27 protein-coding genes are annotated in these 25,538 nt (G+C 41.6%); 10 read left to right on the top strand and 17 right to left on the bottom strand.

Annotated features, from left to right (window positions below):
* Nucleotides 1-102: 102 nt before the first annotated feature.
* Nucleotides 103-2,073, top strand: coding sequence for a sensor histidine kinase (locus VK664_RS14690; RefSeq protein ID WP_461399433.1), 1,971 nt, complete (start codon nucleotides 103-105; stop codon nucleotides 2,071-2,073).
* Between the two features lie 78 nt (nucleotides 2,074-2,151).
* Here VK664_RS14690 and VK664_RS14685 read toward each other — a convergent pair whose 3' ends face one another.
* From VK664_RS14685 to VK664_RS14675, 3 genes are all read right to left on the bottom strand, one after another.
* Nucleotides 2,152-2,547 carry a DUF423 domain-containing protein gene (locus VK664_RS14685; protein ID WP_461399432.1) on the bottom strand — a complete coding sequence of 132 codons (396 nt, stop codon included), beginning with the start codon at nucleotides 2,545-2,547 and terminating at the stop codon, nucleotides 2,152-2,154.
* Nucleotides 2,540-3,049 (bottom strand): shikimate kinase, encoded by a 510-nt coding sequence (locus tag VK664_RS14680; protein WP_461399431.1) that lies wholly within the window; start codon nucleotides 3,047-3,049, stop codon nucleotides 2,540-2,542. Before VK664_RS14680 ends, VK664_RS14685 begins: the two co-directional genes overlap by 8 nt.
* A gap of 141 nt (nucleotides 3,050-3,190) precedes the next feature.
* Nucleotides 3,191-4,375: an acyl-CoA dehydrogenase family protein gene (locus VK664_RS14675; RefSeq protein WP_461399430.1), complete on the bottom strand. Its 1,185-nt coding sequence runs from the start codon at nucleotides 4,373-4,375 to the stop codon at nucleotides 3,191-3,193.
* 269 nt (nucleotides 4,376-4,644) lie between these two features.
* Between VK664_RS14675 and VK664_RS14670 the strand changes: the two genes are divergently transcribed.
* Genes VK664_RS14670 through VK664_RS14660 form a run of 3 tightly spaced genes read left to right on the top strand, consistent with a single transcriptional unit; the run spans nucleotide 4,645 to nucleotide 6,768 of the window.
* Nucleotides 4,645-5,202, top strand: a complete 558-nt coding sequence (locus VK664_RS14670; protein ID WP_461399429.1) for an RNA polymerase sigma factor — start codon at nucleotides 4,645-4,647, stop codon at nucleotides 5,200-5,202.
* Nucleotides 5,199-5,798, top strand: a complete 600-nt coding sequence (locus tag VK664_RS14665) for a hypothetical protein (protein WP_461399428.1) — start codon at nucleotides 5,199-5,201, stop codon at nucleotides 5,796-5,798. The genes VK664_RS14670 and VK664_RS14665 overlap by 4 nt, the downstream gene beginning before the upstream one ends.
* Complete coding sequence (locus tag VK664_RS14660) at nucleotides 5,773-6,768, top strand: DUF4097 family beta strand repeat-containing protein (protein WP_461399427.1); 996 nt, start codon at nucleotides 5,773-5,775, stop codon at nucleotides 6,766-6,768. The genes VK664_RS14665 and VK664_RS14660 overlap by 26 nt, the downstream gene beginning before the upstream one ends.
* Before the next feature lie 301 nt (nucleotides 6,769-7,069).
* Here the strand turns inward: VK664_RS14660 and VK664_RS14655 are convergent, their stop codons facing one another.
* The 7 genes from VK664_RS14655 to VK664_RS14625 all read right to left on the bottom strand — a co-directional run bounded on the left by VK664_RS14655 (nucleotide 7,070) and on the right by VK664_RS14625 (nucleotide 13,357).
* On the bottom strand, nucleotides 7,070-7,285 hold the full coding sequence (locus VK664_RS14655) for a hypothetical protein (RefSeq protein WP_461399426.1): 216 nt from the start codon (nucleotides 7,283-7,285) through the stop codon (nucleotides 7,070-7,072).
* Nucleotides 7,286-7,529: 244 nt separating this feature from the next.
* Nucleotides 7,530-8,330 (bottom strand): orotidine-5'-phosphate decarboxylase, encoded by an 801-nt coding sequence (pyrF, locus tag VK664_RS14650; protein ID WP_461399425.1) that lies wholly within the window; start codon nucleotides 8,328-8,330, stop codon nucleotides 7,530-7,532.
* 47 nt (nucleotides 8,331-8,377) lie between these two features.
* The gene (gene kynU, locus VK664_RS14645; RefSeq protein ID WP_461399424.1) at nucleotides 8,378-9,652 is read right to left on the bottom strand and encodes a kynureninase; all 1,275 of its coding nucleotides are present in this window, start codon (nucleotides 9,650-9,652) and stop codon (nucleotides 8,378-8,380) included.
* A gap of 31 nt (nucleotides 9,653-9,683) precedes the next feature.
* On the bottom strand, nucleotides 9,684-10,469 hold the full coding sequence (locus VK664_RS14640; RefSeq protein ID WP_461399423.1) for an SDR family oxidoreductase: 786 nt from the start codon (nucleotides 10,467-10,469) through the stop codon (nucleotides 9,684-9,686).
* Between the two features lie 51 nt (nucleotides 10,470-10,520).
* Nucleotides 10,521-11,438: a glycerophosphodiester phosphodiesterase family protein gene (locus tag VK664_RS14635; protein WP_461399422.1), complete on the bottom strand. Its 918-nt coding sequence runs from the start codon at nucleotides 11,436-11,438 to the stop codon at nucleotides 10,521-10,523.
* 170 nt (nucleotides 11,439-11,608) lie between these two features.
* Complete coding sequence (locus VK664_RS14630; RefSeq protein ID WP_461399421.1) at nucleotides 11,609-12,247, bottom strand: FMN-binding negative transcriptional regulator; 639 nt, start codon at nucleotides 12,245-12,247, stop codon at nucleotides 11,609-11,611.
* A 27-nt stretch (nucleotides 12,248-12,274) separates the two neighbouring features.
* Complete coding sequence (locus VK664_RS14625; RefSeq protein WP_461399420.1) at nucleotides 12,275-13,357, bottom strand: Mrp/NBP35 family ATP-binding protein; 1,083 nt, start codon at nucleotides 13,355-13,357, stop codon at nucleotides 12,275-12,277.
* A gap of 204 nt (nucleotides 13,358-13,561) precedes the next feature.
* Here VK664_RS14625 and VK664_RS14620 point away from each other — a divergent pair, with 204 nt between their 5' ends.
* Nucleotides 13,562-14,203 carry a carboxypeptidase-like regulatory domain-containing protein gene (locus VK664_RS14620; RefSeq protein WP_461399419.1) on the top strand — a complete coding sequence of 214 codons (642 nt, stop codon included), beginning with the start codon at nucleotides 13,562-13,564 and terminating at the stop codon, nucleotides 14,201-14,203.
* Between the two features lie 17 nt (nucleotides 14,204-14,220).
* Nucleotides 14,221-15,111 carry a 3-hydroxyacyl-CoA dehydrogenase NAD-binding domain-containing protein gene (locus tag VK664_RS14615; protein ID WP_461399418.1) on the top strand — a complete coding sequence of 297 codons (891 nt, stop codon included), beginning with the start codon at nucleotides 14,221-14,223 and terminating at the stop codon, nucleotides 15,109-15,111.
* Nucleotides 15,112-15,155: 44 nt separating this feature from the next.
* Here VK664_RS14615 and VK664_RS14610 read toward each other — a convergent pair whose 3' ends face one another.
* Together VK664_RS14610 and ribD are read right to left on the bottom strand one after the other, a co-directional pair.
* Nucleotides 15,156-15,821 carry an IMPACT family protein gene (locus VK664_RS14610; RefSeq protein WP_461399417.1) on the bottom strand — a complete coding sequence of 222 codons (666 nt, stop codon included), beginning with the start codon at nucleotides 15,819-15,821 and terminating at the stop codon, nucleotides 15,156-15,158.
* 88 nt (nucleotides 15,822-15,909) lie between these two features.
* A complete protein-coding gene (gene ribD / locus VK664_RS14605) occupies nucleotides 15,910-16,983 on the bottom strand; it encodes a bifunctional diaminohydroxyphosphoribosylaminopyrimidine deaminase/5-amino-6-(5-phosphoribosylamino)uracil reductase RibD (protein ID WP_461399416.1) in 1,074 nt (357 codons plus the stop codon).
* Between the two features lie 129 nt (nucleotides 16,984-17,112).
* Between ribD and prmC the strand changes: the two genes are divergently transcribed.
* A complete protein-coding gene (prmC, locus tag VK664_RS14600; protein WP_461399415.1) occupies nucleotides 17,113-17,961 on the top strand; it encodes a peptide chain release factor N(5)-glutamine methyltransferase in 849 nt (282 codons plus the stop codon).
* Nucleotides 17,962-17,972: 11 nt separating this feature from the next.
* Here the strand turns inward: prmC and VK664_RS14595 are convergent, their stop codons facing one another.
* The 3 genes from VK664_RS14595 to VK664_RS14585 form a co-directional block, all read right to left on the bottom strand.
* Nucleotides 17,973-18,377, bottom strand: coding sequence for an ExbD/TolR family protein (locus VK664_RS14595; RefSeq protein ID WP_461399414.1), 405 nt, complete (start codon nucleotides 18,375-18,377; stop codon nucleotides 17,973-17,975).
* A 91-nt stretch (nucleotides 18,378-18,468) separates the two neighbouring features.
* The gene (locus VK664_RS14590; RefSeq protein ID WP_461399413.1) at nucleotides 18,469-19,158 is read right to left on the bottom strand and encodes a MotA/TolQ/ExbB proton channel family protein; all 690 of its coding nucleotides are present in this window, start codon (nucleotides 19,156-19,158) and stop codon (nucleotides 18,469-18,471) included.
* 93 nt (nucleotides 19,159-19,251) lie between these two features.
* Nucleotides 19,252-20,178: an SPFH domain-containing protein gene (locus tag VK664_RS14585; RefSeq protein ID WP_461399412.1), complete on the bottom strand. Its 927-nt coding sequence runs from the start codon at nucleotides 20,176-20,178 to the stop codon at nucleotides 19,252-19,254.
* A 355-nt stretch (nucleotides 20,179-20,533) separates the two neighbouring features.
* On the opposite strand from VK664_RS14585, the gene VK664_RS14580 reads away from it, so the two are divergent.
* A complete protein-coding gene (locus tag VK664_RS14580) occupies nucleotides 20,534-21,541 on the top strand; it encodes a YpdA family putative bacillithiol disulfide reductase (RefSeq protein WP_461399411.1) in 1,008 nt (335 codons plus the stop codon).
* A gap of 66 nt (nucleotides 21,542-21,607) precedes the next feature.
* Here the strand turns inward: VK664_RS14580 and pepT are convergent, their stop codons facing one another.
* The gene (gene pepT / locus VK664_RS14575) at nucleotides 21,608-22,855 is read right to left on the bottom strand and encodes a peptidase T (RefSeq protein WP_461399410.1); all 1,248 of its coding nucleotides are present in this window, start codon (nucleotides 22,853-22,855) and stop codon (nucleotides 21,608-21,610) included.
* Nucleotides 22,856-22,893: 38 nt separating this feature from the next.
* Between pepT and VK664_RS14570 the strand changes: the two genes are divergently transcribed.
* A complete protein-coding gene (locus VK664_RS14570) occupies nucleotides 22,894-23,790 on the top strand; it encodes a lysostaphin resistance A-like protein (protein ID WP_461399409.1) in 897 nt (298 codons plus the stop codon).
* A gap of 164 nt (nucleotides 23,791-23,954) precedes the next feature.
* On the opposite strand, the gene VK664_RS14565 is transcribed toward VK664_RS14570, so the two are convergent.
* Nucleotides 23,955-24,410, bottom strand: coding sequence for an FKBP-type peptidyl-prolyl cis-trans isomerase (locus tag VK664_RS14565; RefSeq protein ID WP_461399408.1), 456 nt, complete (start codon nucleotides 24,408-24,410; stop codon nucleotides 23,955-23,957).
* 207 nt (nucleotides 24,411-24,617) lie between these two features.
* Between VK664_RS14565 and fmt the strand changes: the two genes are divergently transcribed.
* Nucleotides 24,618-25,532, top strand: a complete 915-nt coding sequence (gene fmt, locus VK664_RS14560) for a methionyl-tRNA formyltransferase (protein WP_461399407.1) — start codon at nucleotides 24,618-24,620, stop codon at nucleotides 25,530-25,532.
* The last annotated feature ends 6 nt before the right edge of the window (nucleotides 25,533-25,538 follow it).

Below are 25,538 nucleotides of genomic sequence, written 5' to 3'. Positions count from 1 at the left end.
CTTAATCTTTAGTAAGGATATATACTTAATAAAGGTAGCAGGTTAACGTAGCAGAAAAATCTGTACTTTTCCATTGCACACAATACCGTAGCTCCATAGCTTATGAGCAACACCAGTTCCCTGCATCTTAAATATTATTTACAACGTATAATCCCGCGGATTATTGGCCTGCTGGTGTTCTGTGTACTTGCTGCCACTGTTTTTCCTTTCAATTCCATCGCCCAGGATTCCGTTATCGAAATAAATAGTTTTCGCAATCTGCGAATCATCGACACATTGGTCAGATACGAACTTACAGAACCAGGAACTATCAAAGATCACCAGATCCCGGCAAAGTTAAAATTCGCTAATTTTCTGCCTTCGAAAATATCACAAAACCTGCCTGCTGACTGGGTTGAAAAAGAATTGTTTTTGAAGTTTACTTTGGCGAATGATACAGATCTACCCAGGACTGTTAGTTTTTATCCCGGAACCTATTTTACCCAAATCAGAATTTTTAAAGCAACCGCGGGAGCAATAAACTCAACATTCCAGGTCTTAAAGGATTCAATTCTTCCTGACAAGAATATTGACGGCTATCACCCGATTTCCATGCAGCCCGGTGAAAAGGCTGTCTTTTTTGCCCGGCTCCGTTTTTTAAGGTCTTCGCAAAATACCCTGGTGCCTATCATCATGAGGGCTGACTATATTGACAAACACAAAGCGGTTGCCATTGTAAAAAGAGCTGACCTTGATATAGTTACTTATATAGCGAGTGGAATGATGCTGATGATGATTATCTATTCAGTGGCAGCGTTTATCCAGAACAGGAACAAAGAATATCTATATTATGCCTTGTATGCTTTTTTCACCGGCCTGCTGCTTTTTCTTATTTCGTTTTTAGGCACGCGTTTAAATAAATTCAACTTCTTTTATATCGAGTATCTCGATCTGATGATTCTATGCGCTTCTGTATTTTATTACCAGGCATTCATGCGCACCTTTCTGGACACCAAAAACAATCATCCGTTCCTGGAAAAAGTATTCAAGATTGGCCAGGGGCTGAATATCACCATGATGATCATTTATTCGATCATATATTTTACAACGGAGAAGTTTTTTGTCCTTTCGATTCTTGAAGATGTCAGCAAAGAATTTTTCCTGATCATAGGAATTATCTTCATCATCTATGGTATACGCAACAAGGATCGTTTGATGAAATATCTCGTAGCGGGAAACATTGCGGTGGTGATCTTCAGTATCATCTCATTTATTATGCTGGTCTCTCCTTTTAAATTTACGACCAACTCGAATTTCAGCCTGCTTAACCGGCCCCTTGTTTATTATGAGATTGGGCTGGTAATGGAACTGATGTTATTTTTATCAGGTCTTGCATTTAAGAATCGTGTGGATATTATTGAAAGGGTTAAAGAAAGGGAAGGTTTAAAACTCCAGAATGAAAGACAGGAGTTTGAAAAACAAATGGCTGTTATGGCAGCACAACAGGGAGAAAGGGACAGGATATCTGCTGATATGCATGATGAACTGGGCTCGGGTGTTACTGCCATCCGGCTGATGAGTGAAATTGTAAAAAGTAAACTGAAAACCCAATCCTTGCCTGAGATCGAAAAGATTTCTCATTCGGCCAATGAACTCCTTAATAAAATGAACACGATCATTTGGACCATGAAAAGCTCCAATGATACGCTTGAATCAATGATAGCTTATATAAGAGCGAATGCAACAGAATATTTTGATGGTACAGCTATTAAATGTGATGTTCATACGCCTTCCACGATTCCGGAAGTGGAAATGAGCGGGGAGAAAAGAAGGAATATTTTTCTCAGTGTTAAAGAAGCAATGACAAACATCATTAAACATGCACAGGCCACGGAAGTTTCCATCTCGATCAGTACATATAATGAGCAGCTTGTAATAGAAGTGGCAGACAACGGTAAAGGAATGGACATCAGCAATACGCGCCGTTTCGGAAATGGTCTCGCAAATATGCGCAGGCGTATGGAATCCATCAATGGCTCACTAATATTTCTACAACAGAACGGGACGATATTAAGATTTGAGTTAGCGATTTGAAAGGGTAACGACATCTGCATTCAAACAACCCTGAAGGGGTTGACTTCGCATAGCCCGGGGTGAAACCCCGGGTGGATGTCAAATCCGTCCCGATTTCACAAAAGCAACAGCCATCAATATCCAACCCGCAATAAGAAACAAACCACCAAATGGGGTGATAATTCCGATACCATTTAATCCAACGGTACCGGTTGCCTTTAGCAGTGTCAATAAATAGAGTGATCCTGAAAACAACAATATACCAGCAATAAATGCATATCCTGCATATGACATCCATGAACCGGAAAATTTTTCAAATAGGATCGCTACAAGTATCAATGCAAAACAATGATAGAACTGGTATTTAACCCCGGTCTCAAAAGTGCTGATCGTTTCTACCGGTACAATCTTTTTCAATCCATGTGCCCCGAAAGCCCCCAGTCCTACAGCAAGCGCTGCCAGTAAACTTCCGGTAATTAGAAATCCTTTATGCATGCAATATAATTTGGGCAAATTCAGAAACAGTAATATCATTTTCATTGTCGATGATCAGGTCGGCCTGTTCATAATACATACGACGCTCATTCATTTTTTTAACAATAAACGCTTTCAGTTCTTCATCTCGAATACCCTTCAAAACCGGCCGGTGGCTGCGTTGCTTTAAAAGCCGGTTGCCAAGAACATCGATATTTGTATTGAGCCAGACAACCAGCCCATATTTTTTCATATAGTCTATATTATTGAAAAAACAGGGTGTTCCGCCACCACATGAAAGTATTAGTGAGATGTTGTCATCAACCAGGTTTTCCATAAATTCCTTTTCCTTCACCCGGAAATATTCTTCTCCTGATTCAGTAAAAATATCCGCAACAGAACGTTTTTCAGCATTGATAATCACTTCGTCAAGATCATAAAAAGGTATACCGAGTCTTTCCGACAATTGCTTGCCCCAATGCGTTTTGCCCGAGCCCATAAATCCTATCAAAAAAATCCTCATGAGTTTGCAAAGTTAGCTATGAAAGTAATTGGAAAGTTGAAACACTGTACGTATCAACGCTGCATTGTAAAACTGCAATTTAAAGGAGCATTGTAAAACTGCAATATAAAAATTGCACAATTAATTTGCCGGATAAACCTTCTATTTAAATGCATTGATGCCCGTTACATCCATGCCGGTTATCAGCAGGTGTACATCATGTGTGCCTTCATAGGTAATCACAGATTCAATATTCATCATATGACGCATGATTGAATATTCGCCGGTGATACCCATACCACCCAGCATTTGCCTTGCGTCCCTGGCTATATTGGCGGCTATTTCGCAACCATTTCTTTTACCCATACTCACCTGCTGCGGCGTGGCCTTGCCTTCGTCCATAAGCACACCGAGCCGCCAGTTAAGCAATTGCGCTTTTGTAATTTCGGTGATCATTTCGGCGAGTTTTTTCTGCTGAAGCTGGAAACCGCCAATTGGCCGGTCAAACTGTATTCTTTCCTTACTGTATCTAAGGGCAGTATCATAACAATCCATGGCTGCACCAAGTGAGCCCCAGGCAATCCCGAATCTTGCTTTCGTTAAACAACTCAACGGACCCTTTAATCCCTTGACATTTGGCAGCAGGTTCCCTTTCGGGATTTTTACATTGTCAAACACGAGTTCACCGGTTGCCGAAGCACGAAGACTCCATTTTCCATGGGTTGTAGGAGTACTGAAACCTTCCATACCTCTTTCTACAATCACTCCCCTCACATCCCCGGCCTCATCTTTGGCCCATACAACCGCAACCTGGGCGAATGGCGCATTGCTGATCCACATCTTGGCTCCATTCAGGATAAAATGATCCCCATCATCTTTAATATTGGTCAGCATTCCCCCCGGATCTGAGCCGTGGTTTGGCTCGGTAAGACCAAAACAGCCCAGCCATTCTCCGCTGGCCAGTTTCGGCAGATATTTTCTCCGCTGTTCTTCGCTTCCATATTCATAAATCGGGAACATGACCAACGAACCCTGCACCGATGCGGTTGAACGTACACCGCTGTCTCCCCTTTCAAGTTCCTGCATCATCAGGCCATAGCTGATATAATCAAGTCCCCCACCCCCATATTCAACGGGAATCGTCGGGCCAAAACAGCCCAGTTCGCCTAATTGCTTCACAATCTGCTCCGGAAATTCTGCACGTTGAGCGTAATCCTCGATGATCGGGGAAATCTCTTTTTTTACGTAATTGCGTACAGACTCCCTGATAAGTATATGTTCTTCAGTCAATAGTTCATCCAGTTTGAAATAATCCGGGCTCGAAAACTGGTCAGTACGTGCGGCCATGTAATAGTTTTGAAAAGTAAATTTAGAGGATTCTATCGAATCAGTGATGAGTTATGAGTGATGAGTTATGAGTGAGAAATATACACCCTCGAGGAACAGTTTAGATTCATTTTCAATCAGTTATCTAAAAAGTATCAGATATTTTCTTTACACTCATTAACTTCACTCATCACTCATAACTCATAACTCATAACTGGAATTACCGAATTCTCATGCAACATCGTGTAACTACCTGCGTCTCTTTATCAGACAATTAAATTTTTAATCATTTGGAGCTTACAGCAACCTACATAAAAGATGAATTGGTAGAGCAGTGTAAGCGCGGTCATATTCCAGGGTTCCAGGCTTTGTATGACAAATATTGCAAGGCCATGTACAACACCAGCCTGAGGATTGTAAACAACAGGGATGATGCGGAGGATGTTTTGCAGGAAGCTTTTACCGACGCTTTCAGATCGCTTACTGACTTCAATTACAGGTCAACATTCGGAGCCTGGCTCAAAAGGATCGTGATAAACAAATCCATCAACATTCTCCGGAAACGGAAATTTGAATTGGTTGATATTGACCATCCTGATGTATACCTGAAACCGGAAGAAGAGGAAGTGGACGAACAGGAAATACAATTCCGCATCAATGCCGTAAAAAATTCAATTAAACTATTACCGGACGGATACCGAACGGTAATCACGCTATATCTGCTCGAAGGATATGACCATGAGGAAATAGCAGAAATACTTGGAATTACCCATAACACGGTAAGAACACAGTATGTAAGAGCCAAGCAGAAACTATTGTTTTTACTCAAACAGGGAGGACTATCATGAAAAAAAGTTTAGAAGATTTCATAAAGGAGAACAGGACAGAATTTGATTCAGAAGAACCTTCACCTAAGGTTTGGAACGCAATTGAAAAGGAAGTGGCAGAGCCGGAAAAAAAAAGCGGAGCTAAAATCACCGTTTTCAGCAGATGGCTCATCGCAGCCTCAGTAGTCGTTGCCATCTCAGCCGGAGCTTACTTTTTGCTCACACGCAATAATGAGAGATCGCTCAGCGACAATGAAACCCGGGGTCGGAACCCTGTTGAACAAAATAATATCCTGGATGAAATCAATCCCACCTATGCAAAAGAAGTTTATCACTTCACCCAACTCATAGAATTGAAACAAAATGAACTGAAACAAATCGGGAAGGATCAACCCGAATTGTATCGCCAGTTCATGGGTGATATCACAACCCTGGACAGTGCATATAACAAGCTCAGGAAAGAGTTACCCGCAAACCCTAATCGTGAACAATTGCTGGAAGCAATGATTCAGAATCTTCAGCTGCAGACGGATCTTCTGAACCAACAACTCCGCGTTATCAAACAAATCAAACAATCAAAAACATCATCAAATGAAAGCAACTTTAAAAACATATAGTTTTCTCATTTTACTTTCCACTTTCGCACTACAGGGTTTCGCCACTGAAAACCCGCTTATCGAAAAAAAGAAAACCGTCTCAAAAACCTATCCATTATCTGCCAATGATCTTGTGACATTGGACAATCGTTTCGGTGAGTTAAAAATTTCCACCTGGGATAAAAATGAAATCAAGGTTGAAATTACAATGACAGCAAAAGGAAACACTGAGGAAAGGGCCAATGATATTCTCGAGCGGATATCCATTGATGAAGGTAAAAAAAGTAATGGCGTCTATTTTCGCACCGTGCTGGATAGCAAGAACGAACGCAGGAATAATAACAAAACTTACAAAGATGAAGGTTTCAATATCAACTATGTTGTGGTTATGCCTTCACGCAATCGACTCGACGCTTCAAATGAATTCGGTGCAACCATCATCTCTGACTTTACCGGAGAGGTGGAGATAGAATCCAAATTCGGTTCTCTTACCACGGGCAAACTCGTAAATACAAAACAAATAACAGTTGAGTTTGGATCAGCAGACATTGCAAGCATAAGCAATGGTGAACTTGAAATAAAATTTTCGCGCGCCATCATCGGAAATATGGATGGAAACGTAAAAGCAAGGTTCGAACATTGCAGCGGGATTCAACTTAATATTGACAATAAACTGAAAGGGCTGGTGATAAGAAACGATTTCACGAATCTGCAACTGAACGTAAATAAAGGTCTTTCGGCAAAATATAACATCTCTACAAATTTTGGGGATTTTACAAATAAGACCGACTTCGATATTAGCAATGCAAAAAACGATGATGACGATGATGGTCCAAGATTTAAAAAACAGTACACCGGCAAGTCAGGAAGTGGCACGGTAGATCTGAAGATCACAGCTGAGTTCAGCAATATCACCGTAGGACACGAACTTAAAATGGACCTGAAAAAAGATGAGAAAAAGAAGAATGGTAAAGGGGCAGTGAATATTTAAAAGCGAGTATCTAAAAGTGGATTTCTAAAGTAAGTATCTAAAAGTAAATATCTAAAAAAATCCGATCAGTATATTGTCTGCAATTTCAACGAAATAATTGCAAACGCATACTGATCGGAGTATCTCAAAACCCTGGTTGAACTCATGTGACAAACCGGGTTAATTATTTCATAGGTCGTTAGATAATTAAATATTTCATAGGACGAAATATTTCATAGGTCGAAAACTACTGTAACCAGGGCCTATATCCATTTGGGTTCTTCAATAAGGATTTCAGACTCGGCATATGGTCAACAGGATATTAAAAGTGAACCCTGATAGAATCCCTTTTTACGGTATCCTGTGGCATTGGTTTCCTGTTAGTGGTATCTCTTTTTCTACCAGGTATCGTATCCTGGAAGTCATTACTTATTGTAGAATAATCTTCGTGTACATAATTGGTATTTTCACCAAAGGCACCACTGTAAAATCCAAAAGCTGCTACTGCCAGTCCAAAAGTCATTAATATCTTTTTCATAATTCTCGTTTTATCGTGTTTATAAATGTTATTACCAGTATAGTGGCAACAACCGTACTAAGAGAATTATGAATTATGAGTTATGAGTGATGAGTTAGTGTAAGAAATTGAATTTTAACTTATTACACGTTTAAAGTAAAATTTAAGCTTTATGGCAGGTTGGGGAATATGCCCCACAAACGGGGATGTTTTTGGGTATTTGGGGGGAAGATGACCTTCAATTGTATTATCGGTGAACGTTAGATCAGATATATAATTTCATTTCTGCCTGGTATTCTTTTGCTGCAATACCAGCCTGTACAGCAAAATCAGCTTCGTTGGATGCATAAATAATGGCGCGGCTCGAGTTTACCAATAAGCCAACATCGGTATTTTTTGCTTTGTGAGAAATATCTGCAAGGCTTCCTCCCTGGGCACCAACACCAGGAACCAGGAAGAAATGTGAAGGGATGAGATTCCTTATCCTTTCAAACATGGCGGTCTGGGTAGCACCAACAACAAACATCAGGTTTTCTGAGTTGCCCCAGGTTGCGGCTGCTCTCATCACTTTTTCAAAAAGATATTCATCATCATACTTAATCATTTCAAAATCACGTGCGCCTGAATTGGAAGTAAGTCCAAGTAAGATGGTCCATTTATTTTTGTATTCAAGAAATGGCTTAACGCTATCCCTGCCCATATAAGGTGCAACGGTAATAGCATCGAAATTCATGGTCTCAAAAAAAGCCTTTGCATATTGAGAAGAAGTGTTGCCAATGTCACCTCGTTTTGCATCCGCGATCTTTAAATGAGTAGATGGAATATAATTAACAGTTTTTTCCATAGACTGCCATCCCCTCAAACCATTGGCTTCATAAAAAGCAGTATTGATTTTATATGACACGCAGTATTCAGCTGTAGCATCAATAATACTTTTGTTGAATTCGAATACAGGATCGGCAGCAGACAATAAATGGGGAGGGATCTTTGTTTCATCGGTATCTAATCCAATGCATAGATAGGATTCTTTTAGCCTGATCTGTTGTATCAGTTCCGCTTTTGTCATGTCGCAAAGATAATCAGCTGTATTGTGAAGAAATAAATTTTTTGTTCTTACCGGAGAACCTGCCGCAAACAATCTGCAAATGTATAAATCTCGCTGAAACTATTGTACAATGGTACGGGAGCAATGCGGATTACACCGGGTTCCCGCCAATCAGCAAATATCCCATTTTCCGCTAACCGGTTAAAAACAAAACGCCCATCTTCCCTGAAGAACATCGAAACCTGGCAGCCATGCTCACGAGGATCGGTAGGTGTTATAATTGCAAGTTTGTCTGAAAACTGCTCCCTGATAATATCATTCAAAAGGAAAAACAGATAGCTGCTCATTAGTGAAGATTTCTCCAGGATATTATTCATCCTGGCATCACTAAAAACCGTCAACGCCGCATAATGTGAGGCAAACAACAAGATTGAAGGAGTACTCAATTGCCAACCTTCGGCGGTGCCAATCGGGATGAATCCTTTTTCCATATTGAATCTTGTGGGTTTATCATAACGCCACCACCCGGCAAAACGTTTTATTCCGGGATCATGATGATAGCGTGAATTGACAAAAACACCCCCAACTGCGCCAGGCCCGGAATTGAGGTATTTATAACTACACCAACAGGCAAAATCTATATCCCATTCGTGCAGTGCGAGCCTGATGTTCCCGGCGGCATGTGCGAGATCGAGGCCAATCTTAGCCCCTGCTTCATGCGCAGCAGCGGCCATTCCTTTCATGTCAAAAGCCTGCCCGGTATAATAGTTTATCCCGCCCCATAATATCAAAGCCAGTTCCTCACGGTGATCAGCAACCGCTTTCAATATATCCTCATGGCGAATATTGTATTCCCCAGGTCGTGGTGATACTTCTATCAGGATTTCTTTGGGATCAAACCCAAGATGCTTTATATGTGTTTCCAGCATATACTGGTCACTTGGAAACGCCTTTGCTTCACAAATGATTTTGTTTCTTTTGCCTTCAGGCCGGTAGAAGCTCACCATCATCAGGTGAAGATTAACACTCAACTGGTTCATAACTACCAGTTCGGAAGGTTCAGCGCCAACGATTACTGCAAGATGTTTTGTGAGTTTGTCATGGTATTCGAGCCATGGTTCAGTACCATGAAAAAAACCCTCTACACCATAGTCTGCCCACTGTTTCAAAACCTTACCCAGTTCATCACTTGTATTTACAGGTTGCAGTCCGAGTGAATTACCAAGGAAATAGATTTGCTCCCTGCCTTCGCGTTTTGGAACGATAAACCGATTGCGGAAATGCTTCAGCGGATCTTTGTTATCCAGCTCCAACGCAAAATCAACATCGCTCCTAAACTCCATGCGGTATTTTATTTAATTAATAGCGAAACTCCTATACGGTACCTGTTCTTCCTCCATCCACCGGTATACTGGTTCCGGTAATATATGAAGCTGCAGGCGATGCAAGGAAAGTAGCCAGTGCTGCCAACTCGGCTGGTTCGCCAAAACGTTTCATTGGTATTTCCTTTTTCAGATTTTCCTTTACTTGCTCTTTCGTTGTGCCGCTATTTTTAGCCATGTTGTCAATAAGTGAACTGAGCCTGGCAGTTTCAGTGAGGCCGGGCAGAATATTATTAACAGTTACATTAAAGGAACCCACTTCGTTGGAAAGTGTTTTAGCCCAGGAAGCTACTGCTGCACGAATTGTATTGGAAGCCCCAAGGTTTGCCAATGGTATCCTCACTGATGTAGAGATGATATTGATGATCCTGCCATATTGAAGTCTTTTCATGGCAGGAAGAAAGGCCTGCGCCAACAATTGGTTACAGACAACATGCTGTTCAAAAGCTTTCGCAAAATCTGATGGATCAACTTCAATGATGGGTCCAGGTTTAGGTCCACCACTATTATTTACCAGTATATGAACATCGCCAATAGCCAGGATTTCAGCAATCGCAGACTTCACCTGGTTAATGTCTGAAAAGTCAGCTACTATCGCCTGATGTTTCTGATCTTCATTTACTGACAGCACAGCAATAACCTCGTCCAATGATTTTTTGTTTCTCGCTACCAGGATACAGTTTGCGCCGGCTGCAGCAAATGATTCCGCTATTGCTTTTCCTATGCCCTGGGTGCTTCCACAGATTACTGCTGTTGTTCCTGTCAATGATATGTGCATAGTTGAGATTAGTTATTCGTTTAGAACAGGTGATTAAAACAGACCGGGTTATTAAAACAAATCAGGATAATCGGAGATTATCCCATCTACTCCCATGTTTTGAAGTTCGGTAATCTTTGCTTTGTCATTTACTGTCCAGGGTATGATCTTCATTTTTGCCTTATGACACTGTTCAACTATCTGTGGTGTTACCAATGAAAAATGAGGACTATAAATATCCGGAATAAAGCCAAGTTCTTTGATATTATATTCAACCGAACGTGGGTTCTGAATCAAAGCCGCCAATTTTATTCCAGGATACTTTTTATGCATCACCTGTAAAGTTCGAAAATCAAAGGATTGAATAATTGACCTGGTTGCGATATTTTTTTGATTGATAACACCCATTAGGAGATCAACATATTCTTCAGGGGCCGGATGAAGCTTATTGTCTCCCGAAGGTTTGCTTTTTGTTTCGATATTATAGTAAACCGGTGATTTCTTGTTATTTGCCACATAACTTTCTACGGAATCTATTACATCAACCAGCAAGGGCTTTATTGCTTTTACTCTTTGTTGGCGTGGAAATGCAGCATATGGCTTCAGACCCACATCAAACTTCAGGGTTTGATCATAAGTCATTGTATAAATTGCAAACGAGTCCTGGTTTTCTTTAGTTATAGGATTTCCAGCTTCTACGGTTGTTATTTCGTTGTTGTAATATTGGTCATGAGATAATATAACTTTCCTGTCAGCCGTAATCACAGCATCCATTTCCAGGGTAGTTACCCCGAGATCGACGGCTTTAATCATAGCAGGAATCGTGTTTTCCGGCATTAGCCCGCGACCTCCCCGATGTCCCTGTTTATCAAAAGAAGCCGGAACCGCTGTGCCGGTTTGTTCAATTGCAGATGGCTGCTTGCTTGTGTCGCAAGAAAAAAGAAATGCAGCAATGGAGAGGATCGCAAAACCCTGTGAACATTTTTTCATATTTTTCTTTGAGAATCGAAACAATAAATTTGAAGATCGAAACTAAAGATTACCGGTGAACTAATCATCAGGTTCATATGAATCATACATTAAGTTTATCACCAGTGATGTTCATGCTCTTTCCCGGAATAGATATTAAACCGGAATAGATATCACATCATTGAAACCGGTTATTCATGCGGAAAAGGACATTGCAGCCTCGACTTCATTTCCGCTGCAATTTGTTTTGATTGCGGATCCCCTTCATCAAGTTTGCTTATGATGTTTTTATAGCTTTCTTCATCCCGGTTCTGGCTTAACTTAAATACATGATCCATCGAGATGATATCAATCCTGAAGCCCTCAATAGCTTTTGTTAACCTGTCGATATAATCTTCCGGAAGACGTTCGAATAAGGATGGCGAAGCAGGATCATTTTCGAAATGAAAAGTGGTATCATTAAGAATAGTACGAAGCTCATCCTTGCTTAGAAAACTCAAATTGCCTTTTACATGAACCGTCATATAGTTCCAGGTAGATCCCGTTTGTTTATTGGAATACCAACTGGCACTTACATAAGTATGAGCCCCACTGAAAATACCGAGCACAGCGGGGTTATCAAGGAAAGCCTTGTAATGGTCGGTACCTTTCATCATGTGGCCAAGAAGATATATGTTTCCGGAAGCATCTTCACGGATCAAAACAGGTACATGAGTAGCAACAGGAGTATTGTCGGCTGCAACACCGCAGATCAGGATAAATGGATTTTCTTCCATAAAGGACCTGATCTTAGCCTGATCCTTTTCCTTGTATTCGGGAAGATTGTACATCTTGTATGGTATGATTGAAATTTATGATCAGCTCAGCTGCATCTCAGTCTCCCTGATATTGGCATTTCGCATTGAGATGCTTCTGACCGCATTCGCCGCAAAGTCAAGATATGCTTCACGACCCGCTAATTCAGATGCAACAATCGGAATGCCGCTATCACCGCCTTCCCTGATTTCCTGGTCCAACGGTATCTGCCCAAGAAAAGGAATTTCATACTCTTCAGCGAGGTTTTTGCCGCCATCTTTTCCAAAGATATAATGCCGGGAGCTGGTACCGGGCAGGATAAAATAACTCATGTTTTCTACAAGCCCGATGATGGGAACTTTTGCCCCCATCTGCGCAAACATGGCGATAGCTTTTTTTGCATCAGCCAATGCAACCTCCTGTGGAGTTGACACAACAATGGCACCAGTTACCGGAACTGCCTGCATCAGCGTAAGGTGAATGTCTCCTGTTCCCGGAGGCATATCGATAACGAGATAATCCAGATCGCCCCAGTTCACATCGGTAACAAACTGTTTTATAGCGCTGCTGGCCATCGGCCCCCGCCATACAACTGCGTTTTTCTCGTCAACCAACAACCCTATGCTCATCAGTTTGATCCCGAATTTCTCAAGGGGAACAATCATGCCTTTACCACCATTATCCATCATCATGGGTCTTTCTCCACGCACACCAAACATAATCGGCACACTTGGACCATAGATATCAGCGTCCATGAGACCCACTTTTGCACCACCCTGTGCCAGCGCAATGGCAAGATTCGAAGCAACAGTGCTTTTACCTACCCCGCCTTTTCCGCTCACTACCGCTATGATATTTCTCACATTGGGAAGAACCGATTTTGGATCATGACGGTTGGAGGTAGTATTTGAAGTAAAATTGACCAATACGACCGCTTCTTTGTTTACTTTGGTTTGAATAGCATCCACGCAAGCGTTCCGCATCATGTCTTTAAGCGGACAGGCAGGCGTGGTGAGTACAAGTGTAAATGAAACGTCGTTGTTTTTTATTACAACGTCTTTAACCATGTTCAATGAAATAATATCACTACCCAGGTCTGGCTCCTGGACAATCCGCAACGCATCTATGATCTGCTCTGTGGTCATGTATAGAATAATTTGTTAAATTAATATCAGGCTGCAAAATTAACCAATAGCGGGGGTATTTTGTTTAACTATTTATTACTTACTGGTGAACCCTTGTTTATAAATTTTTATATCTGTGTAAACTACTATAAGACAGTCAGGTCCATGTGTTAAAATTTATTTTTAGGTATCGGATTTTCATAAAATAACGTAGGTTTGAAACCAATGAAACGAATTCTACTCTTTCTCTTTATACTGTCTGTGGGAGTGCCATTTGCCGCAAATGCGCAATTTGAAAAACTGAAAGATTCAGTGGTGATGTTATTCGGGGTCGTTATGACGGCAGACAGTCTGCAGGGCATCCCCTATGTAAGTGTAGTGATCCAGGGTAGTAACCGCGGTACACAAACAAATGCCGATGGGGTTTTTTCAATTGTTGTTGAGAAAGGGGACATGATTGAATTCTCAAGTATTGGTTATAAGCCGAAGCTCGTTGAGATTCCCCGCACTCTTGAGGGAAATCAGCATAGCATGATACAGCTGATGGTAACTGATACCATGTATCTACCGGCAACGATTATCCGACCAAGACCAACCAAGGAGCAGTTCGACCGGGATTTTGTAAATGTTCAGATGCCGGATGATATGTTGGAAATTGCCAGGCAAAATGCAGACGAATCGAAACGAAGCGTCTTGTCAAAAGGGCTGCCCTCAGATGGGCGTGAAGCAACCAATATTATGCTGAAGGGGGTGTCTCAACGTGCGTATTATTCCGGCCAGGCACCACCGCAGAACATCTTCAATCCTTTTGCCTGGAACGAATTTATAAAGGCATGGAAGCGCGGTGATTATAAAAGTAAGAAGTGACGGCTTAATCAATTTTCATGAAAAATATATCTGTGATCGGCGCCGGCACCATGGGCAATGGGATAGCACATGTTTTTGCGCAATCCGGATACCGGGTTAACCTGGTTGACCTGGATGGCAGGCAGCTTGAATACGCGATTCAGACAATCTCTAAAAATCTTGATCGCCAGCTTGCGAAAGGAACGATTTCAGAAGAACAAAAAGCAGTGACACTTGGCAATATCACCACTTTTGGCTCTATCGGCCAAGGAGTGAACGCTGCAGACCTGGTAGTGGAAGCAGCCACGGAAAACACTACTTTGAAACTGGAAATATTCCGTGAGCTTGATTCATTGGCACCCGGCGCAGCGATCCTGGCTACAAATACTTCTTCCATTTCAATTACAAAGATCGCAGCAGTTACTCAAAGACCTTCACAGGTGATCGGAATGCATTTCATGAATCCGGTACCGGTAATGAAACTGGTCGAGATCATCAATGGATATGCTACGGACAAAAGTATTACCCAGGCAATTGTAGCCTTAAGTCTTGAGCTGGGAAAAACTCCCTGTGTTGTAAATGACTATCCTGGTTTTATTGCGAACCGGATATTGATGCCAATGATTAATGAAGCGATCTGTTCTCTCTATGAAGGAGTGGCTGGAGTGGAAGAAATAGATACTGTAATGAAGCTTGGTATGGCTCACCCGATGGGACCATTACAATTAGCGGATTTTATTGGTCTTGATGTTTGTTTTTCTATCCTGCAGGTATTACATGATGGGTTCGGCAATCCAAAATATGCACCTTGTCCCCTATTGGCGAATATGGTTGCTGCTGGTTTTCTTGGGGTTAAATCCGGAGAAGGATTCTATACCTATACAAAGGGCTCGAAAGATCTGATTATAAGTAACCGTTTCAGTAAATAAATTATTCTTCGGTTAAAACTCTTTACCTGAACGAAACTATTTCATCAGCGTTTTTCTATTCCCATCTCTATTCTTTTGTATTCCAGGCCCTGTAAATCGTTCAAATCATTGAGCGTAATCTCCGATATTTTTAACGGCACTGCAATTACCATTTCAGGAAACAGTTGAAGTTCCTGCGAGATGATCCTGGCATTTCTTTGTTTTACAACCCGCATAATGTCATTAATCCGCGCGTAATCAAAATGAAGCCGATAAAAAACTTCGATGTCTTTGCGTACAACAGGAATTACCTGGAGCGCCATACTGGCTGCCATCTTATATGCATTGATCAGGCCTGTTACACCCAGCAGGCTTCCCCCAAAATAGCGGGTTACAACTACCAGGGTATTGGTGAGATCCTTACTATCAATTTGTCCTAATATCGGTTTGCCGGCAGTACCAGAGGGTTCACCATCATCACTAACCCTGAAGAGGTTTTTATCCGCCCCAATGCGGTATGCAAAACAATGATGCGTTGCTTTGCTATGAATTTTTCTTATCTCTTCGAGGCACTTTTTAAACTCCTCGACAGAAGAAACAGGAAAAGCATTGGCTATGAACTTAGATCCCCTGTCTTTAAATTCTGCGGATGAGGGCTGATCAATCGTGTTATATGATTCTGCTATACCCATTCCGCTATTCTTCTGATTACTGTTCACTGATGTTACCATTGTTTGTTTGGGTTTCTACGTCTGTTTTTGTTACCATTGTTTGTTTGTAAAGATATCATTGCGTTTCGTCGCTTTTGAAATGACAACATTATATCCAGGGTTCTGAATTTGTAAAATATTGTATTATGTCCACACCGCTCTCTGCTGTTTCGATAAGGCTCCCAGTTTTTAATACCGGGGCGGTGATTCCGGTATACACATAAAGCATCGGATTGGTGATGACCCTGGCTTCGTCCCAATATCCCAGGTTTATAAAAGACTGGATCAGCTTTCTTCCGCCTTCAACTATAACAGAAGTTATTTGCAGATCATACAAAGCCTTCAGTACATTTAAGAGATCCTGGTCCGGCGCTTTGGCATTATCGTCTGCTTTATCAATCTTCACAAAACGAAGATTTCCCGAATGCTCATTTTTGATTTTATTAAACACAATCGTAGGCGCCTCGTTATTAAACAAATTCAAACCTGGTGGTAATTTCAGAGTATGATCAATTAGCAATCGTACAGGGTTTTGGCCGCTCCATGATCTTGTGGTGAGCGATGGATTATCAGTCTTTGCTGTATTTGTACCAACCATGATTGACATCTCTTCGCTTCTCCATTTATGGACCAGCCGGTTTGTGTATTCATTACTGATCATCAAACGTCCGCTGTTATCGGCTGAAATAAAATGATCCGCTGTCTGCGCCCATTTCAAAATGATATATGGCCTGTGCCTGGTATGGAAAGTAAAAAAACGTTTGTTAAGTTCAAGGCATTCTTTCTCCATTAAGCCCAGGCTAACTTCAATTCCGGCTGTCTTCAATTTTTCGATACCTTTTCCATTAACTGCGGGAAAAGGATCACGACTGCCGATTACAACTTTTTTTATTCCTTTAGAAATAAGAAGATCAGTACAGGGAGGCGTTTTACCATAGTGGCTGCAGGGCTCCAGGGTTACATACATCGTGCTGACGGCGATAAATTCCTGGTCCTTTTCTCCGACTGCCCTGAGACAGTTTACTTCGGCATGTCCTTCCCCATATTTGCGGTGATAACCTTCACCAATAACTCGATCCTTATAAACGAGCACTGCACCTACCAAGGGGTTTGGGCCGGTGCTACCGGCACCAAGCTTTGCCAGTTCAATTGCGCGGCCCATATATAATTCGTGTCTGTCCATTTGCTTTGCCCGCCGAAGCTTTAGCGTAGGTGGGAGAAAGCTCCAAAAATATCGATTGTAAATTTATTTTCCTGCGTAGTTTATTCTGACTGTGTTAAGGCTGCTAAATCTTTATTTTTGAAGCCAGTTATGATTTTACAAGAAGCTAAAGATTTTCTGAAAACAGCACTTACGGGCATTTATGAAAGCCGGGAATCCACCACTATCTCAGACTGGGTACTTGAAAAAGTTACTGGTTTATCCAGGATCGACAGGTTAGTGCACAAAGATCGCCCCCTGACCGGATCGCAGGAAAAACAACTTCAGGACTACCTGGGAGATTTGCTTGCATACAGACCGGTTCAATATGTATTGGAAGAAGCACATTTTTATGGACTCAACTTCTATGTAAATGAAAATGTATTGATACCAAGACCGGAAACTGAAGAACTGGTAGAATGGATATTACAGGATACAAACCTGCAATCTCTGGCTGTATTTGATATCGGTACAGGTAGCGGCTGCATCGCAATTACATTAAAATCAAAAAACGATGCCCTGAAACTGGCCGCCTGCGATATCAGTGAGGCTGCGCTGTCTGTTGCATCAAGAAACGCGGATGTTAACCGGGTCGAAGTTGATTTTTTTACCTGTGATATACTTGATCTTGCTCAATCAGCAACCTTGCCCGTTTATGATATCATAGTCAGCAACCCTCCCTATATTCCTGAATCAGGGAAACAGGCAATGAGTCCTAATGTGCTCAACTATGAACCCCATACAGCTTTGTTTACTCCTGAAGAAGACCAATATATTTTTTATCGGACAATTGGCAACCTGGGCAGGACAAATCTTGTTGTTGGTGGAAAATTATACTTTGAAATTCATGAAGAGGGAGCTGATGGGGTCACCACCATTCTTGAACAGCAGGGATATAAAAACATCCGTTTAAAAAATGATCTGTTTGACAGACCCCGAATGATCCGTGCTGAAAAATGATTTCCGGATAATTATTGTACGCCGGTCTTATCTACCATAAGTACAGTCCTGGCTCCCAGTTCCCTTGCGATCCGCATCACGGCGACCACATCTTCAACCGGTACTGTTTTGTCAGCATTGATAGCAATGGTCGCATTGGAAGAATCTTTTGCAATTAATGGCTGAAGTGTGAGACGCAGATTTTCCGCTGCCACAACTTTGCCATTTACGATAAACTGATCCTTGGTATCGATATTTACCACAACATTTTGTTTGGCCCGGGTATCACCTTTGGCCTTTGGGGTCGAAAGTTTGATAACATTCGGATTGGCTAGTGTGGCGGCAATCAGGAAGAACATCATCAGGATAAAGAGAATATCATTCAAAGGCCCTGTATGGACCTCCGCATGTGACTTTAATCGTTTCCTGATATTCATAATTTATATTACTGTTATTGGCTTTAATACATTGTTAGAAATACTTTGTTAGACTCCAGGCTGCAACCAGGAACCGGATATCACCTTAAACTTACCTGGTCGGCTCTTGCAAAATGTCGGCAAATTCAGCACTTGCAGCTTCCATTTTGTTAGCAGTTTTATCAATCTGCGTATTCAGGTAATTATGGGCGATATAGGCCAGCAAACCGATGATCAAACCAACTGCTGAAGTAATGAGTTTTGTGTAGATACCATCAGCCATAGACTGGATGGTGAACTCGCCGGTGGAAGCCAGGCGGAAGAACAACTGGAACATACCAAAGATGGTTCCAAGAAATCCAAACATTGGGGCAATACCGGCAATCAGTGAAAGTATATTCAGATTTTTTTCGAGTTTATACATCTCGAGTTTACCCACATTTTCCATGCTGTTTTCTATGGCATCGATGGATTTGCCAATCCGCTGAATGCCTTTATCAATGATTCTTGCTACCGGGTTATTAGTATTGCGCGCGAGTGAACGGGCCGCACTAAGATTACCCGTTACGATATTGTCACGGATAATATTCATAAAATTTCCTTCTATTTTTGAAGCCTTTTGGATATAAATAAGACGTTCAAAAAATATAAAGATTGCGATCACGAAAAGGAGTGCAAGCGGAATCATGAGCACACCTCCCTTAGTCAACATATCTATGATGCTGATCTCGGGAGCTGCCGCTGCAGGTAAAGCCTGGACTGATTTATTTAACGTATCTATCTGAAGGAAGAACCAATTCATCCGGTTTTTGTTTTAGGTGTAAATGTAAACAAATGTGTGCCTAAAACGGATTTCGCTGCTCAATATTTCTTAAAGCTTTGTTACGATTGCAAATTACTGTCCGCTATGTTTTACCATCATCGCCTGGATCTGTTTCATGGTGCGTTCCATTCCGTCGGGACTTCCATCAAGAAATATCACATTTCCTTTACCATATTCTGCAAAATTCTTTATCGCTTCTGTCCACATACTGAAAAGGATCACATTGGTATCGAGATTAGCCTGTTTCATTTGCTCAGCTGCTTCAGTCATTCCCTTAGCCACTTCTGCCCGGAACAAAGCCACCCCCTGCCCGCGTAGTCTTGCGGCTTCCCTTTCTGCTTCAGCAGCAATCTTGATTGCGTTACCTTCTGCCTCTGCAGATTTTGTTTTTGTAATTAAGAGCGCCTGGCCCTCGTTTTCAGCAGCGGCTTTCAGGTTATTGCTTGCAACGACCCTGCTCATCGATTCAATGATTGCCTGGTCGAAAGTGATATCATTGATCTGCAGATCCAGCAGGTGATAACCCCATTCTTCCAGCAATACATCAATCTGTTCTTTAACATATTCAACAATCTCCCTTCTCAGTGCCAGGATCTCGGCCTGACGCTTGGTGGCAACAAATGACCTGATTGTACCTTCTATCGTTCTCGTGAGCGCCTGCATCAGATCCCGCTCCGTTATAAATTTAAAAGCAACTTTTTTTATGGTTTCCTCGCTTTCGTTCTGTACGGCATAAAGCAGCATATTTTTGAAATATACGTTCGCCTGGTCGGCAGTAACAGCCTGAAATTCCATTTCAATTGACCTGTTCTGAATACTGATCTTTTTGAAAATCTGTTCTATGAAAGGGATAATCAGACGCAGGCCCGGACGCAATATCCTTTGATATTTACCAAAAACGGTTACGACTCCAACCATACCCTGGTTTATCGTTTTCAAGCCTGCAAACAGAACGATCAAAATGATGATTATCCACCAATATTGAGAAAAAAGCTCCATAATGTATTTTTAGGTGCTGAATGTACAAAATTTTAGTCCACTATTCTTTTACATTTATTAACTGGCGGTAAGACTGATCTACAGGTCATTTATTTTATGTATCCGGTATCTACGAATTCCTTCTGCAATCAACCTTCCATTCATTTAATGGTTACACCTGTTAAATAGAACCTTCTATTCAATAAATGGTTACACCTGTTAAATAGAACCTTCTATTAAATAAATGGTACTCCTATTAAATAGGAACTTCTATTCAATAAAAGGTTACTTCTGTTAAATAGAAACTTCTATCAAATAAATGGCACTCCTGTTAAATAGGAACTTCTATTCAATTAACGGCTAATTTTGCGACATAATGGAAAATCGTTTTGATATACTGATCATCGGAGGTGGCCCGATTGGCCTTGCCAGTGCCCTTGCTGCCAAAGAACATGGACTTTCTTACCTGATCCTTGAGAAAGGTGCCCTGGTGAATTCGTTGTTTAATTACCCGGCTAACATGAGCTTTTTCTCTACTTCAGAAAAACTGGAAATCGGGGGGATACCATTTGTTTCGAATAACTTCAAACCTACACGGCCGGAAGCGCTGGAATACTATCGACGCGTTGCCACTTCCAATGAACTCCGGATCCACCTGCAGGAGCAGGCACTGTCGGTTAAGCAATTATCGGGCGGATACTCGATTACCACTTCACGCAACAAAACCTACCAGGCCAATAATGTAATTATAGCAACCGGATTTTTCGATATCCCGGTGTTAATGAGTGTTCCCGGGGAAGGTCTTAGCAAAGTAACTCACTATTACAAGGAAGCACATTTCTATGCTATGCAGAAGGTAGTAGTTGTTGGCGCCAGTAATTCAGCGGTAGATGCGGCATTGGAAACTTATCGCAAAGGTGCATCTGTAACGATGATCGTTAAAGGTCCCGAAATCGGGGAGCGGGTTAAATATTGGGTAAGACCGGATATAATAAACCGGATAAAGGAAGGAAGCATAAAGGCTTATTTTAATTCAAGGATAACTCGCATCACAGAAACAACCGTTGAAGCAGAAACACCGGATGGAAAGATTGTCATTGATAACGACTATGTAATCGCAATGACTGGTTACAAACCCAATTTTGCTTTCCTTAAGGAAACCGGTATTGAGTTATCAGGTGATGATATTATGTGCCCGGCTTATAACAGCGAAACAATGGAAAGCAATCTGCCTGGCCTATATCTTGCCGGTGTTGTTTGCGGGGGAATGAATACACATGTATGGTTTATAGAGAACTCAAGAGAACATGCGGTTAAGATTATCAAAGCAATTGTTGCAAAGAAAGTACCAGCTTGGAAAGAAGTAAAATTCTATGATTGTTAATCATCGCGCAATTCAGAGTAACTATATCTATGTTAAGATTTTTCTAGGGTTAAGATTTCTCTTCTGTTAAGATTTCTCTTCCCAGATGCCAGCCAGGTGAACAATTGTCTGAACACTTTTTTGCATATCCTGTATGCTTACATATTCGTGTTTACCATGAAATGCCATCTCGCCGGTGAAGATATTCGGGCAAGGTAATCCCATAAAAGACAATCTTGATCCATCTGTTCCTCCACGGGCGCTATGTTCAATTACCTTGACACCTGCCCGCGCTATCGCCTCATGTGCAAACGCTGAAATACGTGGATGCTGATCGATGATTTCTTTCATGTTTCTGTATTGTTCTTCCGGGAAATATTCAACCTGAGCCCCTGGAAAAAGTTCCAGCGCATCCCCTGCTTTCTGTTTAATATAATCTATATAGGCGTCGACCTTGTGCGTGTAAAAATCTCTGAGTATTAGCTGAACAGTTGCTTTCTCTACGCTACCTTCCATGGCAACCGGGTGAACAAATCCATACCGGCCATCTGTTGTTTCGGGTGAGAATTCGTCTTTTGGTAATGAATCCAAAAAGTTTGCAGCAACTTTCATAGCATTGACCATACTTCCTTTGGCATAACCGGGGTGAGCACTTATCCCATGAAAAACCAATTTCATTCCATTGGCTGAAAAGGTTTCATCTTCATAAGAACCAAGTTCACCTCCGTCCAATGTATAACCGACTTCAGCACCAAGTTTTTGAATATCAACCTTATTCACTCCCCTGCCTATCTCTTCATCAGGTGTAAACAAGATCCTGATATCACCATGTTTAAACAAAGGATTCTGAGCCAGATAATTAGCCATGTCCATAATAACCGCTACACCGGCTTTATCATCCGCGCCAAGTAGCGTTGTACCTGAGGCTGTTATTATATCATCGCCTTTTTTCTGCAACAGGTAAGGATGTTCTGCTGTTGTGATGATCTGTGCAGGATCGTCCGGTAAAACAATATCACTACCATCATAGTCGTAATGTATCAGGGGCTTAACGTTGGTTCCACTGGAGTCCGGTGCCGTATCCACATGGGCGCAGAAACATACAACCGGAACCTGTTTTTCAGAGTTTGATTTTATAGTTGCATATACATATCCATATTCATCAAGTTCAGCATCCATGATTCCCATAACTTTAAGTTCCTGCACCAGCAACCTGCTCAGATCCTTCTGTTTTTCTGTTGATGGCTGTGAAGTTGAGTTGGGATCACTTTGTGTATCTATCGCTGCATATCTCGTAAATCGTTCCGCAACGGTATATTCATAATTTTCAAACATGTAATGCTTATTTTTGGCAAGATAAAACTTCTACACCATTGTCTACTTCCAAAAAACCCGTACCTGAAAAAGGCTGGATGCGGGCGCTTATTTTTCTTGTTGTATTTTCTGGCATTTATCTTCTCGGACTTTGGTTGTACAGTCAAACCACTTTGAATGTAACGATCGGACCTGTTTTCGCAGGTACGGCAATCTTTGCATTTGCAACGCTCGTAACATTGCCTGTCTTCAGGGCCTTAATAGATAAAAAGTCTTTGACATCCATCGGTTTCCGGTGGAAATTGCCTGGCAACGACCCCGTTTATGGATCAAATCTTCGATTAATTGCCGTGCTCATGGCAATGGCCATATTGGGCGTCGGTTGGATAACACTCTACTTTACTAACGACCTGGAATATCATGGTGCGATGTTATCACCCCAAAATCTTTCAACCGGCTTCATTCTAATGTGTGTGATAGCGATTGCAGAAGAAGCAGTTTTCAGGGGTTATATTCTTAATAATTTGCTGGACTCTTTCAGTCCCTGGCTGGCTTTAATTACCTCTGCCATGCTGTTTGCATTTCTGCACAGCGGCAATCCGGAAGCAGGGATGCTTGCGCTTTTCAACGTTTTTCTTGCAGGTATTTTTCTTGGTATCAGTTATATCTACACGCATAACCTATGGTTCGCGATTTTCTTTCATCTCAGCTGGAACTTCCTGCAGGGGCCGGTCCTCGGCTTTCCCGTGAGTGGTCTTGAGCTACCGGCATTGTTCCAGGTCACCATCTCAGGAAATGAGCTAATAACAGGCGGAAAATTTGGTTTTGAAGCCTCAATCATCCAGACCGTCCTATTCATCATCGCAAGCCTGGCACTATATCTCTACTATCGTAACCAATTTCCTAGCTCATTAACCGACATTCACAATTCACAAAAGGAACAAGCTAAGTATTGAACCTGCCGAATTTATTTCAACATATTCCAAAAATCACTTAAAAAAGAATCCCGGCGCAATTGCAGCCGGGACCGATATCCTTAATGAATTATTTCAGCACCCATAAATTTCTTCACTTCACTCACCACTAACCACTAACCACTCACCAATGAATCCCCAGTTCCTTATGGCATAATTATCCGGGACGGCGGTTTCCCAATCTCAACCAGCTCAAGATCAAATATCAGCTCTTCGCCAGCCAAAGGATGATTCGCATCGAGCATTACTGAATCATCAGCAATATTGGTGATCACAACCGGTATCACTTGTCCGCTACCGTTAGTCATGTTAAGCTGCATGCCTATTTCCGGTTTCATATCTTCCGGAAAATTTGCTTTCGGAAACTCAACGATCATCGTATCGTCTTTAGGTCCATAAGCGTCATTAACAGGTATATTTATTGTTTTTTTCTCTCCCACGATCATCCCTGTTACCCCATCATCAAAACCTTTGATGACATTTCCAGAGCCGACTTCGAACTCCAGCGGTTCACGGCCTTCTGAGCTGTCAAATGTTGTTCCGTCAGTAAGGCGGCCATGATAATGAACCTTCACTGTGTCACCTGATTTTACTTGTTGCATGTTATAATTTTTGGACTTTGATTGAATTGTGCTGAATCAAAGTTGATTTATTCCGGCAAAGTAAATGGATAAATTTTCTACAGCCAATTAATTATTTATCATCATCGTTGCTGTTTTAACCATCTTTCCGGTCACCACGGAACCTTACCTTTGTCATCAGCTATTAATTTTTTATAATACAAAAACAATTCCAGCCAATTGAAAAATATGCGTGTCGTTTTTATGGGAACACCGGATTTTGCTGTCGCCTCGCTCGATGCTTTGGTTAAGGCCGGATTTAATATAGTTGGAGTAGTAACAGCACCAGACAAACCGGCAGGAAGAGGCCTTAAACTCACAGAAAGTGCTGTTAAAACTTATGCAACAAGCCATGACTTGCGGGTATTACAGCCTGAAAAGCTAAAAAGTCCTGAGTTTCTCAATGCACTGGCTGATTTAGAGGCAGATATACAAGTTATTGTTGCTTTTCGCATGTTGCCGGAATTAGTCTGGAATATGCCACCACTCGGCACTATAAACGTCCATGGCTCGCTATTACCTAAATACAGGGGTGCGGCGCCTATCAACTGGGCTGTAATTAATGGTGAAAAAGAAACTGGTGTAACAACATTCAAACTGCAACATGCCATCGACACGGGTAACATACTACTTCAAAAAAGTTTTGTTATCGGGGACGAGGAAACTGCCGGTGAAGTACATGACAGGATGAAACTGGTAGGAGCCGAATTGATTGTAAAAACACTAACCGGTATCAAAGAAAATAATATCAGTGAAATGCCACAACCTTTCGCTGAAAACATTCCTCATGCACCAAAAATATTCACAGAAACCTGTCGTATCGACTGGAATAAAAATGTGGTCACCGTTTACAACCTGATCCGTGGATTATCACCTTACCCCGGGGCGTTTACTATGCTTGATGGTAAAACGCTGAAAATATTCAGGGCTGAAAAAGAATCCGGAAACAATTCAGAACAACCCGGCAAATTGCAAACCGACGGAAAAACTTATCTCAAATTTGCTACTGCAGATGGTTTCATTCGTGTTGATGAGCTTCAGCTTGAAGGAAAGAAAAAAATGAGTGCTACCGAATTTTTAAGGGGATATCGATTTAAAAACTAATATTGT

The organism is Flavitalea sp., assembly GCF_035489435.1.
Lineage (GTDB): Bacteria > Bacteroidota > Bacteroidia > Chitinophagales > Chitinophagaceae > DATHKG01.
The sequence above is the reverse complement of the archived record's forward strand: the minus strand, read 5'-3'. Positions and strand labels throughout refer to the sequence as shown.